Raw genomic sequence first — 15,971 nt, forward strand, 5'->3', positions numbered from 1 at the left:
CGGCAAACCCCAAGTTTAGCCTGTCCGGACCTTTCCGGACCTTTCCGCAGGACATCTCCATGACTCTCCAGTTCAGCCTTGGCTCCGTCGCTCCCGAAACCGTCGAAACCCCCTGCGTGGTGGTCGGCGTGTACGAGAACGGCTTGCTCACCAGTGCCGCCGCCCGCGTGGACACCGCCGCGCACGGCGCCATCAAGCGCCAGGTGGAAAGCGGTGACATTAGCGGCAAGGCCGGCACCACGGCTGTGCTGTACGCCCCGGAGGGCATCGTCGCCAAGCGCGTGCTGGTGGTGGGTCTGGGAACGCAGAAGACGTTCGATGGTGCACGCTATCAGAAGGTGAATATCGAAGCCGTACGCGCCGTGGGCCGCCTGCCGGTGGACAGCGCCGTGTCCTACCTCACCGAAGTGGACGTGCCCGGCCACGACGCCGCCTGGCGCGTGCGCACCGCCGCCCTGGGCGCGGACTTCGCCGCCTACCGCTACACCGCCACCTTCAAGCCGCGCGAAAAGTCCGCGCAGCCGGAGCTGACCGCCATCACCTTCGCCGGTGGCGATGACGCCCAGGCCGGCCTGGCCCAGGCCACGGCCATGGCCGAAGGCGTGCGTTTCGCACGCGAACTGGCCAACCTGCCGCCCAACATCTGCAACCCCGCCTACATCGCCTCGCAGGCCGAGCAGTTCGCCGCGCAGCACGACAAGGTGAGCTGCACCGTGCTGGACCACGAGAAGATGGGCGAACTGGGCTTCGGCTCGCTGCTCGCCGTGGGTCGTGGCTCCGCCAACAAGCCCAAGCTCGTCATCCTTGAGTACAAGGGCGGCAACGAGGGCGACAAGCCGTACGCCTTCGTCGGCAAGGGCATCACCTTCGATACCGGCGGCATCAGCCTCAAGCCCGGCCCGGGCATGGAAGAAATGAAGTTCGACATGGGCGGCGCCGCCGGCGTGCTCGGCAGCTTCGTGGCCACGGTGAAGCTGGGCCTGCCGGTGAACCTGGTGTGCGTGGTGCCGGCCGTGGAAAACATGCCCGACGGCGACAGCTATCGTCCCAGCGACGTGCTCACCAGCCTCTCCGGCCTCACCATCGAAGTGCTCAACACCGATGCGGAAGGTCGCCTGATCCTGTGCGATGCGCTCACCTACACCGCGCAGACGTTCCAGCCGAAGGTGCTGATCGACGCCGCCACGCTCACCGGCGCCTGCGTCATCGCCCTGGGCAAACACGCCAGCGGCCTGATGACCAAGCAGGACGATCTGGCCGCCGAACTGATCGCAGCGGGCGAGCACACGCTCGACCGCGCATGGCGCCTGCCGCTGTGGGACGACTATCAGGTGCAGCTGGAATCGGGCTTCGCCGACGTCGCCAACATCGGTGGCAAGAACGCGGGCGCCATCACCGCCGGCTGCTTCCTGGCGCGCTTCACCGAAGGTCAGCGCTGGGCACATCTGGATATCGCCGGTACCGCTTGGGACGAAGGTCGAAAGGGCCTGGGCACGGGTCGCCCGGTGTCGCTGCTGGTGCAGTGGCTGATCGATCGCGCGGCGTAACCCGCGATACGTTATATCCAAACCGTCATTCCGGCGCAGGCCGGAATCCAGTGACGGAAGCGTACGGTTTTCGCCGCCAGTCAAAGCACCCGACTTGCTGCAAAGACCGAACTGCATCGCTACTGGATTCCGGCCTGCGCCGGCATGACGAAACACGGAGCCTTCCGCCATGCCTCGCGCCGACTTCTACCTGATCGACAAGCCGCGTTTCCGCGAGCAGCCCTTGCTGCTGGTATGCGAGCTGGCCAAGCGCGCGTTCGCCGCGCAGCAGCCCACGCTGGTGCTGGCCCGCGATTTCGCGCAGGCCGAGGCCATCGACGAGCTGTTGTGGGAATTCGACCCCGACGGCTTCATCTCGCACCAGCTCGCCGGTGACGACGATGACCACGCCACCGCCGTGCTGATCGTGCCACCGGGCGTGGACACGCCCGACCGACCGATGCTGATCAACCTGCGCGAAGACTGCGCGCCAGGCAACTTCGACCGCGTGCTTGAAGTGGTGGCCGCCGAGCCGGCCGAACGCGATGGTTCGCGCACGCGCTGGACGGAATACAAGCGCCGCGGCTTCGACGTGAACAAGTTCGACATGTAACAGCGAAAAGCCGTCACCTGTGGGAGCGCACCCTGTGCGCGACAACAGGCTGGAACGGTGCGCTGACGCGCCCCTGTCGCGCACAGGGTGCGCTCCCACAGGGATATTTTCCGCTTTGGCAATGCTCAGCCGTCGACAACCTCTCGCGACGCCACAAGCTGCGCGTTGATCGCATCCTGCAACTGCTCGCCCGTCAGCGGCTTGCGCAGGAAACCATCCATGCCGGCGTCGCGTGCGCGGCTTTCTTCATCGCCGCCCGAACGCGCCGTGATGGCCACAATGGGGATGTGCTGGTCGGGTTCCTCGCGCTGGCGAATCAATCGCGCAATCTGGAAACCATCGATACCCGGCAGGTCGAGATCCAGCAGGATCATGTCGCACGTGGTCTGGGCCAATTCGGCGAGCGCCGCAAGACCATTGGCGACATAACGCACGTCGTGACCGGCACGTTCGAGCAGGCCGCGAATCACGGCGGCGACGATGGCGTCGTCTTCCACCAGCAGAATGCGCAACGGCGTTGCGTTCACCCCGTCACCACGCTGGCTCGCGACGCTCGCGGGTTCCTGCGTCACCGGCAGCGGCAGGCGAACGTGGAAGGTACTGCCGAAGGCCACCTTGGATTCCAGCTCGATGCTGCCGCCCATCATGGCCACCAGTTCGCGGCAGATGGCCAGGCCCAATCCGCTGCCCGCGCGGCGTTGCGGGCCCGTTGCCTGCTCGAAGCGCTGGAACAGGCGTGACTGGCTGGCCTCGGGAATGCCCGGACCGGTGTCGATGATGCTGAAGCGAAGACCGTCGTCGGTGCGGCGCACCCGCAGCGTCACGCCACCACGTTCGGTGAACTTCAATGCGTTGTTGGCCAGGTTGAGCAGCACCTGCTTGGTGCGAAGTGCATCGCCGATCATGCGCGCGGGAAGGTCGGCCGGCATGTCGACGTCAAAGCGCAGTCCTTTCGCCTGTGCCTGCCCCTTTTCAAGAGTCGCCACGTCGTCGATGAGCGTGCGCGGGTCGAACGGCGCGTTCTCCAGATCCAATTTGCCCGCTTCGATGCGGGCGAGATCCAGCGCATCGTTCACCAGTTTGAGCAGCATGCCGCCGGAGCGCTGCATGGCTTCGGCGTAATCACGCTGCACGCGGCTGAGCGGTGTACTGAGCAACAGTTCCGCCATGCCCATCACGCCAGTCATGGGCGTGCGGATTTCGTGGCTGAGCGTGGCGAGGAATTGCGTCTTGGCCGCACTGGCCTGCTCGGCAAGCGTGCTGCGCTGTTCGGCCAACTGCATCTGATGGCGCTCGGCGAGTCGACGACGCCAGACCTGCAACGAGAGCCATACCAGCAGCACGCCAAGCAGCACATACGCGCACCATGCCCACCAGCGCGCCCACGGCGGCGCCTGCACGTGAATCTGCAAGGGCTTCGCCAGTTGCGTCCATACGCCGTCGGCACCCGCCGCCATGACTTCCAGCGTGTAGTCGCCGTGTGGCAGTCCGGTGAGGTCGCGTTCGCCGTGATTCCCCGTGTCTACCCAGGTGTTGTCCAGGCCCACGACGCGGAAGCGATAGCGGTTGGCGGCGGGATCGACGTACGAGAACACGCGCGTGTCTACCGTAAGACCGGAATCCTTCCAGCCAATGGACAGGTGCCCTGTCTCCGGCACAGGCAGATCACGCAGCGCGCCGTTGCGACGCACGCTGATGTGGGTGATCGCCAGCCGTGGTGGTTCGGCATGCGGCATCAATCGATTGGGATTGAAGGCCATCACGCCGCCCAGCGTGGGCGAGTAGATCATGCCGTCTTTCATGCGACCGAAACCGCGCAGGAATTCGCCGTTGCTCAAGCCATCCTGCAAACCCATCTCGCGGAATTGCCCGGTCACGGCGTCGAAGCGCCAGAGGCCGTCGCGACCGAAGATCCAGACGCGATGATGCTGGTCTACCGCCAGGTCCACCACGTTGACGGATGGCCAGCCGTGCGTGGCGTCGACCTTGCGATCGAGCGCAAGTCCGTCGCCGTCGTAGTGGTAGTGCTCCAGTCCATTGGGACGCGCCATCCACATGCCATCGTCGGTGAAGTCGAAGGCATCAACGGCCTGGCGATTGTCCACGCCGGGCACGGGCTCGAAATGATCGAACGAACGATCGAGGCGCAACATGCCGCCGTCGCTGGCGTACCAGAACGTGCCGTTCCTCAGCGTGAGCTGGCTGCCCCAGCGCGCTTTCTCCTGCTCCGGGACCACACGAATGGGCGTGACGGTGAGCGTGTCCTGGTCGATGCGAAACAGGCCTTCGCCGAACGTCCGTGCGTACAACTTGCCATCGGGGCCTACCTCCACTTCCAGCGGATGTTTCATGCCGTGCGGATAGCCGTCCACCGCATCGAGCTTGCCATTCGCATAGCGGAACAACGCGCCTTGCGTGGTGACCCACAGGCGCGAAGGCACGTCTTCGGTCAGCGCGAGCACATCGCCGCGCAAACCCGAGATCACATGATCCACCTGGCCCGTCGCGGGCCACAGGCGATCCACGCGGCCGCCGCGCTCACCCACCCAGATGGAGCCTTCGTGCCCGCGCGCCACGGAATAGGCGACCGAATCGCGCAGGCTGTTGTCATCGTCGGGAATATGAGTGAAGCGGCTCACGCTGTCCCAGCCCGGCGCGAGGTAACCCACGCCACCTTCGAACAACGCAATCCACAGGCCGCCTTCGCTGTCAGGCCGGATCTGCCACACCCAGGTGCCGGGCAGGTTGCCGTAGAGCACCGGCTGGTTGGTAACGGCCTGGATGTGTGCGTCCTGGGGCTCCTTCAGGAAAAGCCCGTGCTGCGTGCCCACCCACATGCGCCCCGCGCGATCGCGCACGCTGCTGAGGATGTTGGTGTCGGGCAACTCGCCACTGCCAAGCTGCCGCGCCACGTCGTCGCTGCCCACGACGAACAGCCCGTGTGACGACGCGACGCGAATTTCATCGCCATCGCCTTCGATGCGCCATGCATCCAGCGACTTGTCCGGCGACTCGGTGGCAATCAGGTGAAACTCGCCCGCCAGGTCGCGGCGAAACACGCCGCTGTCGCTGCCCACCCACAACTGACCGCGCGCATCCACGAACAATGCGCCTACCGTTCCCAGCGCCTCGGGCGTCGCACCCGTGACCAGCACGTGGTCGAAGCCGCGACCGTCCTTGCGCATGCGGTCCAGGCCCACGGCCGTGCCGACCCAGAGGGTGTCGTCGCTGGTCTGCGCGATGGACCACGCCTTGTCGCTGGCCAGGCTCGCCGGATCGCCGGGGTCGTGCGCCCAGTGGCGAAACGCGTTCGAACGTTCGTCGTAACGGTTGAGTCCCGCCTCCAGCCCCGCGGCCCACAGGTGGCCGGCATGATCGAACATCAGCGCGGAAATACCGTTGTTGAACAGCGATTGCGGGTCACCCGCCACGTGGCGAAACACTTCGAAGCTGACGCCGTCGTAACGGGCGATGCCGCTCTTGGTGCCGAACCACATGGTGCCGTCCGGCCCTTGCAGCAGCGTATAGACGGTACTGCTCGGCAGGCCTTCGGCCGTGCCGAAGCGACGGAACTGTGGCGTGGCAAGGGCCGTGTTGCCTGTGGCCTGCACCGTCGCCGGCGGCGGCAAACCCGGCGCGGCCTGCGTGGACGCAACCACCGGAGTGGTTGTCGCCACAGACAGGACAACACTGAGCAACACGGACGGCAACATGCACTTCCCCCAGAATCTTTCGATCATGCCAGACCTGCATCGCAGGAACGAACATGGCTTTCGGCCGACTTCCCTTTCCTTGAAGGACGCGTTGCCGCAGGATGCGCCGAGCCTCTCCCGGGGAAACAATCCGTTTCCGGCGGGCGGCTGGCATCGCCCCGGCGGATCGTCCAGACTCCCGCCCATGCCAGGGTCACGCCTCCTCAGCCGACTTCTCATCGCCTTGCTGGGCGCGCTGGCGCCGTTCGCCACGACATGGGCGGCGCCGACCACGTATACGTACGACACCACGCATAGCCAGATCCTTTTCAGCATCGACCACAACGGCTTCTCGCGACCGTTCGGGCGGCTGCACATCGCCAAGGGTTGGCTGCGCTTCGATCCGGATGACTGGAGCCAGGCCGCCACCGAGCTGGACGTGGACCTCAACAGCCTGGACATGGGCGATGCCGCGTGGAACGCCGCCGTGCTCAAGCCGGCTTACCTCGACGCGGACAAGGCACGCTATGCGCATTTCATCAGCACATCGGTGGAACGCAAGGACGACACGCACGGTGTGCTGCGCGGCAACCTGACGCTTCGCGGCGTGACGCATCCGGTGGATATCGCATTCACCGTCAATCGGCGCGGCACGACCATCTACGGCATGCGCACCATCGCCGGTTTCTCCGGCACGACCACGCTCAATCGCGACGAGTACGGCATCACTGCAACGCCCAACTCCATCGGCCACGGCGTCAGCATCTGGCTGGAACTGGAAGCCGTGCAGGACGATCCAAACCATAACAACAAGGAAACGCCATGAGTCTGCGCAACACCGAGCATCAATGGGGATCGGTGGCCAAATTCTTCCACTGGACGATTGCCCTGCTGATCATCGGCAACGGCATCTTCGGCCTGTGCATGGATCTGGCCCACGGGCCCATGCAGAAGATCAACTGGCTGGCGTTGCACAAATCGATCGGCCTGACCGTGCTCGCGCTGTTCCTGCTGCGCGTGCTGTGGCGACTGGCCAACCGCCCGCCCAGGGACGAACCCGCGCCGCGCTGGCAACACTATGTGGCACACGGCGTGCACATGACGCTTTACCTGCTGGTGGCGCTGCTGCCGCTCAGCGGATGGTGGTTCAACTCCATCGTGGGCAAGCCACTGCAGTTCTTCAAGCTGTTCAACCTGCCGGCGCTTACCGACGCAAACCCGGATGCGCGCCACTTGTGGCGCGGCGTGCACGAATACCTGTTCTGGTTCCTGGTGGCGCTGCTGGTACTGCACATTGCCGGTGCCCTCAGGCATCACCTCGTCGACCGCGACAACACCTTGCGGCGCATGCTCCCCTTCGCACGCGTGCGCCCGAACCCCAAAGGAGAACGTTGATGAATCGCTCCGCATTGAAATTCGCCCCGCTGCTGCTCGCGCTTGCCCTGCCCGGCCTGGCCAGTGCCGCCGATTACGCCGTGCAGCCTGCCGGCAGCAAGCTCGGCTTTGCCGGCAGCTTCCAGGGCCAGGCGTTCGACGGCAGCTTCGGCCAGTGGACCGCTGCCATCAGCTACGACGCGGCCAAGCTCGCCACCTCGAAGTTCGACGTGGAAGTGGACCTTTCCAGCGTGAAGACCGGCGACAAGGATCGCGACGGTGCCTTGCCCGGCTCAGATTTCTTCAACATCGCCAAGTTTCCCAAGGCGCATTTCGTCACCACCGGCTTTCGCCAGAATGGCGCGCAGGTGGTGGCCGACGGCAACCTCACGCTGCGCGGCGTGACCAAGCCGGTGAGCCTCAACGTGGCGTTCAAGCCCGCAGGTACGGGCGGCACCATGGACGTGACCGGTTCGGTGAAGCGTCTTGATTTCGGCGTGGGCGGCGGTGATTACGCCGATACGTCGGTGATCGCGAATGACGTGAAGATCAACGCGCACCTGGTGCTCACGGCCAAGTAAGCCCGCAGCACTTTTTGTGGGAGCGCACCCTGTGCGCGACAGCCACTTCGCACGGTACAGATGCCCCTGAGGGCGCCGTCGCGCACAGGGTGCGCTCCCACACAGTCGATGGTTCGCGCACCCCGCTGCGGCACTCCCTGTAGGAGCGCACTCGTGCGCGACCATCACCTCGAACGACGCAGCACCGTGCCACGCTGCGGTCGCGCACGAGTGCGCTCCTACACATCAACGGTGCCGACAACGGTCATCGCCAGTGATGTGAAGGTCAACGCGCGCTCGGTGCTCACGGCCAGGTAAGCCAGCACCACTTTTGTGGGAGCGCACCCTGTGCGCGACAGCCACTTCGCACGGTACAGATGCCCGTGAGGGCGCCGTCGCGTACAGGGTGCGCTCCCACACGGTCGATGATTCGCTCGCCCCGCTGCGGCACTCCCTGTAGGAGCGCACTTGTGCGCGACCATCACCTCGAACGACGCAGCACCGTGTCACGCCGCGGTCGCGCACGAGTGCGCTCCTACACATCAACAGTGCCGACGACAGTCATCGCCAACGAAGTGAAGGTCAACGCGCGCACGGTACAGATGCGCGTGAGGGCGCCGTCGCGCACAGGGTGCGTCCCACACAGTCGATGGTTCGCGCGCCCCGCTGCGGCACTCCCTGTAGGAGCGCACTCGTGCGCGACCATCACCTCGAACAACACGGCACCGTGCCACGCCGCGGTCGCGCACGAGTGCGCTCCTACACGTCAGCGTTTGCCCACGAAAGCCGTCACGGCCGCGGCATCGAACGGCCAATCCATCTCCCGGCCGTCTTCGCGGTCGCGGAGCACCGGCACGCGGGTGCCATAGCGCTGCTCCAGTCCCTCATCGTCATCCACCCACTGACTGTCGAAGTCCGGTGCACGCGCCTGGGCCATGACGGCCAGCGCCTGGTCGCACAGGTGGCAGTAGTCGCGTTGGTACAGCACATATCGGGTCGGCATAGGGGCGGGAAGATACCTGCGGCCGGCCTTTGAGGCGATGTCGCGGCCGAAAAGCGGGCCGAAGAGGGCGTGGCTGCGGCATCTCGACCATGGTCGAGACTGGTAAACTCAAATGATAATTACTATCATTTGCAAATAAGGGCCACAGAGCCCCAGGCCGGACGCCTACAGCCCGGCTCCTTCATACCTACAAAACCATCCAAGGCTATCCCGATGCCCGCCTCTGCCTCGCTTGCGCGACGCCCGCTGCCGTTTCGCACTCTCGCTTTAGCGCTGTCACTTGCCCTCGCCTCACCGCTGCTGCACGCCGATGACACCACCACCGCGGCCGACCAGACCAAGGTGAAGAACCTAGAAGGCGTGCAGACCACGGCCACCGTGACAGGCGACGGCGATTCGTACACCACCAAGGCCGTGGATTCGGCCACCCGCCTGCCCCTGTCGCTGCGCGAGACGCCGCAGTCGGTGAGCGTGGTGACCGAGCAGCAGATGAAGGACTTCAACCTCACCAACGTCAACGCCGTGCTGGACAGCACCACCGGCGTGAACGTGGAACGCGTGGAAACGGACCGCACGTACTACACCGCCCGCGGCTTCGACGTCACCAACTTCCTGGTCGATGGCGTGGGCTTGCCGTTCGCCAATGGCGAACAGGAAGGCGATATCGACACGGCCCTGTACGAGCGCGTGGAAGTGCTGCGTGGTGCGAACGGCATGTTGTCCTTCACCGGCAATCCGTCGGCCACGATCAACTTCGTGCGCAAGCGCCCCACGGCCGACTATGAAGGCAGCATCGGCCTCACCGTGGGCAGCTGGGACAACCGCCGCCTGGACGTCGATTTGTCCGGCCCGCTGAACGACTCCAAGAGCGTGCGCGGCCGTTTCATCGCCGCCGCCCAGGACACCGACAGCTACCTGGACCGCTACAACCTGCGCAAGCAAGTGCTCGGCGGCATCGTGGAAGCGGACGTAACGGACTCCACCCTGCTCACCGCCGGCGTCACGTACCAGAAGAACAAGACCCACGGCGGCATGTGGGGCGCGTTGCCGCTGTACAACACCGACGGCACGCCGACCGACTACGACCGCTCCACCAGCACGTCGGCCGACTGGTCGCGCTGGAATGTCGCCGACACGCGCGCGTTCGTGGAGCTGGAACAGAAGCTCGGTGCCGACTGGAGCATCAAGGGTTCGCTCAACTATCGCCGCATTGCCGAGGACAGCGACCTGTTCTACGTGTATGGCACGCCGGATGCGCAGACCGGGCTGGGCTTGTATTCCTACCCCTCGGCTTACACGAGCAAGGAACGCCAGTACTTCGCCGACGTCTACGCGAGCGGCCCGGTCGAGTTGTTCGACCGTACGCACCAGCTCGTGATCGGCGCGAACTGGGCCGAAGACAACGTGCATCAGCTGTCCAGCTACGGCGAAGGTATCGGCACGCCGCTGCCGTCGCTCAACGACTGGACCGGTGATTATCCGGAGCCGCCGTTCGATGCCTCGTATGGCAACGGCGATTTCCACATCAAGCGCAAGTCGCTGTATGCCACCGCGCGCTGGAGTCTTGCCGATCCGCTCACGCTGATCACCGGCACCAGCGTCACGCACATCGAGCAATACGGCTCCAACTACGGTGTGCCGAGCAATTACGAGAAGACGCAGAGCACGCCGTTCGTCGGCCTGGTATACGACTTCGCCCAGCATTACTCCGCTTACGCGAGCTACGCGCAGCTGTTCAATCCGCAGACGTCGACGGACATCAACAACAAGGTGCTTGATCCCGTCACCGGCGCCAATGTGGAAGTGGGCGTGAAGGGCGAGTGGTACGACGGTCGTCTGAACGCCTCGTTCTCGCTGTTCCGCTCGCGTCAGGATGGCTTGGCCGAATACGCGGGCCACAGCCTGGTGACCAACCAGGATTACTACACCGGCATCGACGCGACCGCGAAGGGTTACGAGTTCGATGTGAGTGGCCAGATCACCGACAACTGGCAGGTGAGCGGCGGCTACACGCAGCTCGGCATCGTCGATCCGGACGGCAACAACGTGCGCACGTATGTGCCGCGCCGCATGTTCCGCCTCAACAGCACCTACCGCTTCGACGCCCTGCCCGGCTTGAAGGTGGGTGGTTCGTTGCGCTGGCAGGACCGCATCTATCGCGACCAGCAGGACGTGGCACTGGACGGCAGCGAGATCTTCACCTCGCAGGGCTCGTACACGGTGCTGGGCCTGATGGCCGGCTACGACTTCGGCCAGCACTGGAGCACCACGCTCAACATCGACAACGTGACCAACCGCAAGTACATCACCAGCCTGTACTGGAACCAGGGCTTCTACTCGGCGCCGCGCAGTTACATGTTGAATGTGAGGTACACGTTCTAAGCGTATCCCTGGCTCGTCATTCCAGCGAAAGCTGGAATCCAGTGACTTCATCACGAGCCCAAAGACACTGGATCCCAGCTTTCGCTGGGATGACGAGCCATAGGCAAGAGCTCCATCCATACGCCCGCGCACCGACCGCATCGCTGCACCGCGCAAAACTCCGTCACACCACCCGCGTAGAATGGACGGTTCTCCCCGCCCACTTTGCGTGTCTCCATGGCTGTCAGCGTTTTCGACCTCTTCAAGATCGGCATCGGTCCGTCCTCCTCGCACACCGTGGGTCCCATGCGCGCCGCGGCGCGCTTTGCGGAACGGTGGCTGGAAGAAAAAGGCGTGCTCGATCGCGTGGTGCGCGTGCGCGCGGAGCTGTACGGCTCGCTGGCCATGACCGGTCGCGGCCACGGCACCGACAAGGCCGTACTGCTGGGTTTCGAAGGCGAGCACCCGGATACGGTGGACCCCGACCATATTCCCGACGCCTTGCACCGCATCCGCACCACGCATCGTCTGCGCGTGCTGGGCAAGCACGAGATTGAGTTCGAGGAAAAGCGCGACCTGGTGTTCAACAAGCGCCAGAAGCTGCCGTTCCACACCAACGGCATGCGCTTCTCCGCCTACGACGCCGAAGGCCACGAGCTGGCCACGCGCGACTACTACTCCGTGGGCGGCGGCTTCGTGGTCAATCACGACGAAGCCGCGGAAGATCGCATCGTCGCCGACACCACCGAACAGCCCTACCCGTTCTCCACCGGCGACCAGCTGCTGGAGCTGTGCGAGAAGAACAACCTTTCCATCGCGCAGCTGATGATGGAAAACGAAAAGGTGTGGCGTCCGGAAGCCGAAACGCGCGCCGGCCTGCTCACCATCTGGAAGGCCATGCAGGATTGCGTGAACCGTGGCCTGCGTTCGCCCGGCGTGCTTCCTGGCGGCCTGAAGGTGACGCGTCGCGCACCGCAGATGGCAGAAGACCTGCGCTCGCAGCCGGAAGCCGCATTGAAAGATCCGCTCACCATTCTCGACTGGGTCAACCTCTACGCGCTCGCCGTGAACGAGGAAAACGCCGCGGGTGGCCGCGTGGTCACCGCGCCCACCAACGGCGCGGCCGGCATCGTGCCGGCAGTGCTGCACTACTACCACCGCTTCTGCCCGAAGTCGGACGAGAACGGCATCGTCGACTTCATGCTTACGGCCGGCGCCATCGGCATCCTCTACAAGGAAAACGCCTCGATTTCCGGCGCGGAAGTGGGCTGCCAGGGCGAAGTGGGCGTGGCTTGCTCGATGGCTGCGGGTGGGCTTACCGCCGCACTCGGCGGCAACGTGCTGCAAGTGGAAAACGCTGCCGAAATCGGCATGGAACACAACCTGGGCCTCACCTGCGATCCCATCGGCGGCCTGGTGCAGATTCCCTGCATCGAACGCAACGCCATGGCCTCGGTGAAGGCCATCAATGCCAGCCGCATGGCGCTCAAGAGCGATGGCAAGCATCGCGTGTCGCTGGACAAGGTGATCGCCACCATGCGCGACACCGGCCGCGACATGAAGGACAAGTACAAGGAAACCTCGCGCGGCGGTCTCGCGGTGAATGTGATCGAGTGCTGAGGAAGCGATGGATGTGGTGATGCCGGAGAAATCCGGGATCACCATGCCAATGAGCTCACCAAGGCACCGTACTGTGGGAGCGCACCCTGTGCGCGACTGCGGAACGGCCGTGGATACTCAGTGCGAGGCTGTGGCGAACGGATTCATCACTTCACCGCCCTGTAGCCTGTCGCGCACAGGGTGCGCTCCCACAATGGTCGCGCCACAACTTTACGAACCCGACGCCGTCTGCGCTCCCACATCCGCGTCCACCCGTGCCTTCAGCTGGGTGAGCTGCGCAGGCGTCAATTTCGCCGCTGCCTTGGCCAGGTAATCGCCGGCGCTCTTGAGCTGCTGCTGGTTGTCCATGCGCTGCGCCAGCGAGATCTGGTACCAGCCTTCCGCCGGATTTTCGGCAACGCCCGCCCCGGTCACATAAGCGACGCCCATGGCGTAGTGCCCGAGCATTTCGTGGCCGGCGATGGCCTTCTTCGCCAGCGCTACACCGCGCGCCGCGTCCGGAGGCACGTTTTCTTTTCCCGTAATGAGGAAGTAAGCCAGCGTGCCCTCGGCCTTGGCACTGCCCTGGTCGGCCGCCGCCTGCAGCCACCGTTGCCCGGCTACCACATCGTGTTTGCCGAACAGGCCGGTGATGTAGAACTGGCCCAGCGACAACTGGGCATCGACGTCGCCCTTCTGCGCCGCCGTGGTCATCAGTTTCTCCGCGAGCGCAGGGTCCTTGGGCAGGCCCATTTCGCCGGACAGGCGCGCCATGGCGAGCACTTCCATGCCTTTGGACGAACCCTTGTCCGCCGCCTTCTGCGCCCACTGCAGCGCTTCCTGCGTGCCACCGGTGGCCAGCAATGCCACGGCGAGTACCGCCATGTGGTCGGGGTTCTGATCCAGGTTGACGCTCTTGCGCATCCAGTCGATACCGCCGGGCACGTCGCGCGGCACACCCGTGCCGCCCAGCATGGACGAGCCCAGCATCCATGCACCTTCGGCACTGCCCGTGGCGGCGGCCTTGCGGAACCACTCCGCACCAGCGGCCTTGTCGGCAGGCGCGCCGTCGTTCTGCAAGGCGCGTCCCAACGCGACCTGGGCACTGGGATCGCCGGACACGGCCTTCTTCTGCAACGCGTCGCGAGCAGCATCGGCAGATACGGGAACCGAAAACACGGCTAGCGCCGCGGCCATCACCACCAGCAACGCGGCACGGATCATGGTGCGCCTACCTGACGTGGGAAGGCTCGATAGTAGCCGGCCCGACCACGGGCGCCAATTTGCCGGTTGCCCGATGCCGATCGTCGTGCACAAGGCATTTCATGCGTCGATTCAATAGCCTAAGTGCTGCGCTGCGCCACGGTTCGTGACGCCCTGCGGGCTGACAGTTGTAGGAGCGGTCTGTCATTATCCGTCCCTTGTGCCGCCCGGGAGGCGGCGCGTGAGTGTCGCCCCGGGAGGCGGCCCGTCGATCCACTGACCTGGGGACCTGCATGTCTCAATCTCCGATCCGCCGCGACGTCGGCCCGTTCGCCCTCATGCTTACCGGCCTGGGCTCCATCATCGGCTCCGGCTGGCTGTTCGGCGCCTGGCGCGCGGCAGGCCTGGCCGGTCCCGGTGCCGTGTGGGCCTGGGTGCTGGGCGCCGCGATCATCATGACCATCGCGCTGACCTACGCGGAACTGGGCGCCATGTTCCCAGAGTCCGGCGGCATGGTGCGTTACAGCCACTACTCGCACGGCTCGCTGGTGGGCTTCATCGGCGCGTGGGCCAACTGGATCGCCATCGTCTCGGTGATTCCGGTGGAAGCCGAAGCCTCGGTGCAGTACATGGCCTCGTGGCCGTGGAAGTGGGCGCAGGACTTGTACGTGCACATGCCCGATGGCCACGGCGAACTCACCCTGCCCGGCCTGTATATCGCTGCCGTGCTGGTGCTGATCTACTTCCTGCTGAACTTCTGGAGCGTGAAGCTGTTTGCGCGCTCCAACACCTTGATCACCGTGTTCAAGCTGATCGTGCCGGCCGCGACCGGCCTGGCGTTGATCGCCAGCGGTTTCCACAGCGGCAACTTCTCGGTGGGCGTGAATGGCGATGCGCATGCCATCGACTTCGCCGCGGTGCTGACGGCCGTCGCCACGGCGGGCATCGTTTTCAGCTTCAACGGTTTCCAGAGTCCGGTGAATCTGGCGGGTGAAGCGCGCAACCCGGGCAAGAGCATTCCGTTTGCGGTGATCGGCTCGATCCTGCTGGCCACCGTGGTGTACGTGATCCTGCAGGTGGCGTATCTGGGCGCGGTGCCGCCGGACATGCTCGCCAAGGCGGGCTGGCACGGCATCGACTTCCGCTCGCCGTTCGCCGAGCTGGCCATCATCGTCAACCTGCACTGGCTGGCCATGCTGCTGTACGTGGATGCCTTCATCAGCCCCAGCGGCACCGGCATGACCTACACCGCCACCACCGCGCGCATGATCTACGGCATGGAGCGCAACGGCACGATGCCGAAGATCCTCGGCCGCATTCATCCCAAGTGGGGCGTGCCGCGTCCGGCGATGTGGTTCAACCTGGTCATCTCCTACATCTTCCTGTTCAAGTTCCGCGGCTGGGGCACGCTGGCTGCGGTGATCTCGGTGGCCACGATCATTTCCTATCTCACCGGCCCGGTGAGCGCGATGACACTGCGCCGCACGGCACCGAACCTGCACCGTCCGCTGCGCATCGCGGGCCTGCCGATTCTTGCCGGCGTGGCCTTCATCATGGCCACGGAACTGCTGTACTGGGCGCGCTGGCCGCTGACCGGCGAGATCATCCTGCTGATGGTCGTGGCGCTGCCGGTGTACTTGTTCTATCAGTTCAAGGCCAACTGGCACGACTTCGGTCGCCAGCTGAAGGGCGCGTTGTGGCTCATTTTCTACCTGCCGACGCTGGCACTCGTGTCCTGGCTGGGCAGCACGGATTTCGGCGGCCACGGTTACCTGCCCTACGGCATCGACCTCGCTGTCGTCGCGGCGGTGGGCCTGGTGTTCTACGTGTGGGGCGTGAAGTCCGGCTGGCGTACGCCGTCGGTGGAAGAAGCGGAAGCGAATCCACACGTGCACGATTAATCGACACACTTACACCATGAAATGAAAAACGCGCGGCTCATCACCGCGCGTTTTTTTGTTTGGCGTGTCGCGCTCTGGAGGTCAGTCGCGCACAGGGTGCGCTCCCACAGTGTGGCGGCGCTCTTGTGGGAGCGCACCC

11 protein-coding genes are annotated in these 15,971 nt (G+C 64.9%); 8 read left to right on the forward strand and 3 right to left on the reverse strand.

Annotated features, from left to right (window positions below; all coding sequences use genetic code 11):
• Positions 1 to 59: 59 nt before the first annotated feature.
• Positions 60 to 1,547, forward strand: a complete 1,488-nt coding sequence (locus tag DK366_RS03765; RefSeq protein WP_109124169.1) for a leucyl aminopeptidase — start codon at positions 60 to 62, stop codon at positions 1,545 to 1,547.
• Positions 1,548 to 1,716: 169 nt separating this feature from the next.
• Positions 1,717 to 2,139, forward strand: a complete 423-nt coding sequence (locus DK366_RS03770; RefSeq protein WP_109124170.1) for a DNA polymerase III subunit chi — start codon at positions 1,717 to 1,719, stop codon at positions 2,137 to 2,139.
• Positions 2,140 to 2,264: 125 nt separating this feature from the next.
• On the opposite strand, the gene DK366_RS03775 is transcribed toward DK366_RS03770, so the two are convergent.
• Positions 2,265 to 5,852 carry a hybrid sensor histidine kinase/response regulator gene (locus DK366_RS03775; protein ID WP_109124171.1) on the reverse strand — a complete coding sequence of 1,196 codons (3,588 nt, stop codon included), beginning with the start codon at positions 5,850 to 5,852 and terminating at the stop codon, positions 2,265 to 2,267.
• A 184-nt stretch (positions 5,853 to 6,036) separates the two neighbouring features.
• On the opposite strand from DK366_RS03775, the gene DK366_RS03780 reads away from it, so the two are divergent.
• The 3 genes from DK366_RS03780 to DK366_RS03790 are packed head-to-tail and all read left to right on the forward strand — an operon-like array spanning position 6,037 to position 7,786.
• Positions 6,037 to 6,657 (forward strand): YceI family protein, encoded by a 621-nt coding sequence (locus DK366_RS03780; RefSeq protein WP_109124172.1) that lies wholly within the window; start codon positions 6,037 to 6,039, stop codon positions 6,655 to 6,657.
• The gene (locus DK366_RS03785) at positions 6,654 to 7,226 is read left to right on the forward strand and encodes a cytochrome b (RefSeq protein ID WP_109124173.1); all 573 of its coding nucleotides are present in this window, start codon (positions 6,654 to 6,656) and stop codon (positions 7,224 to 7,226) included. Before DK366_RS03780 ends, DK366_RS03785 begins: the two co-directional genes overlap by 4 nt.
• Positions 7,226 to 7,786 carry a YceI family protein gene (locus tag DK366_RS03790; protein WP_198651404.1) on the forward strand — a complete coding sequence of 187 codons (561 nt, stop codon included), beginning with the start codon at positions 7,226 to 7,228 and terminating at the stop codon, positions 7,784 to 7,786. Before DK366_RS03785 ends, DK366_RS03790 begins: the two co-directional genes overlap by 1 nt.
• A gap of 745 nt (positions 7,787 to 8,531) precedes the next feature.
• Here the strand turns inward: DK366_RS03790 and DK366_RS03795 are convergent.
• Positions 8,532 to 8,768, reverse strand: coding sequence for a glutaredoxin family protein (locus DK366_RS03795; protein WP_109124174.1), 237 nt, complete (start codon positions 8,766 to 8,768; stop codon positions 8,532 to 8,534).
• A gap of 213 nt (positions 8,769 to 8,981) precedes the next feature.
• Here DK366_RS03795 and DK366_RS03800 point away from each other — a divergent pair, with 213 nt between their 5' ends.
• Both DK366_RS03800 and DK366_RS03805 read left to right on the forward strand, forming a co-directional pair.
• Positions 8,982 to 11,150 carry a TonB-dependent siderophore receptor gene (locus DK366_RS03800; RefSeq protein WP_109124175.1) on the forward strand — a complete coding sequence of 723 codons (2,169 nt, stop codon included), beginning with the start codon at positions 8,982 to 8,984 and terminating at the stop codon, positions 11,148 to 11,150.
• A gap of 216 nt (positions 11,151 to 11,366) precedes the next feature.
• A complete protein-coding gene (locus tag DK366_RS03805; RefSeq protein ID WP_109124176.1) occupies positions 11,367 to 12,749 on the forward strand; it encodes an L-serine ammonia-lyase in 1,383 nt (460 codons plus the stop codon).
• 210 nt (positions 12,750 to 12,959) lie between these two features.
• Here DK366_RS03805 and DK366_RS03810 read toward each other — a convergent pair whose 3' ends face one another.
• Positions 12,960 to 13,952: a tetratricopeptide repeat protein gene (locus DK366_RS03810; protein ID WP_109124177.1), complete on the reverse strand. Its 993-nt coding sequence runs from the start codon at positions 13,950 to 13,952 to the stop codon at positions 12,960 to 12,962.
• Between the two features lie 272 nt (positions 13,953 to 14,224).
• On the opposite strand from DK366_RS03810, the gene DK366_RS03815 reads away from it, so the two are divergent.
• A complete protein-coding gene (locus tag DK366_RS03815; protein WP_109124178.1) occupies positions 14,225 to 15,832 on the forward strand; it encodes an APC family permease in 1,608 nt (535 codons plus the stop codon).
• The last annotated feature ends 139 nt before the right edge of the window (positions 15,833 to 15,971 follow it).

This window comes from Dyella sp. C11 (assembly GCF_003121485.1).
Classification (GTDB): domain Bacteria; phylum Pseudomonadota; class Gammaproteobacteria; order Xanthomonadales; family Rhodanobacteraceae; genus Dyella.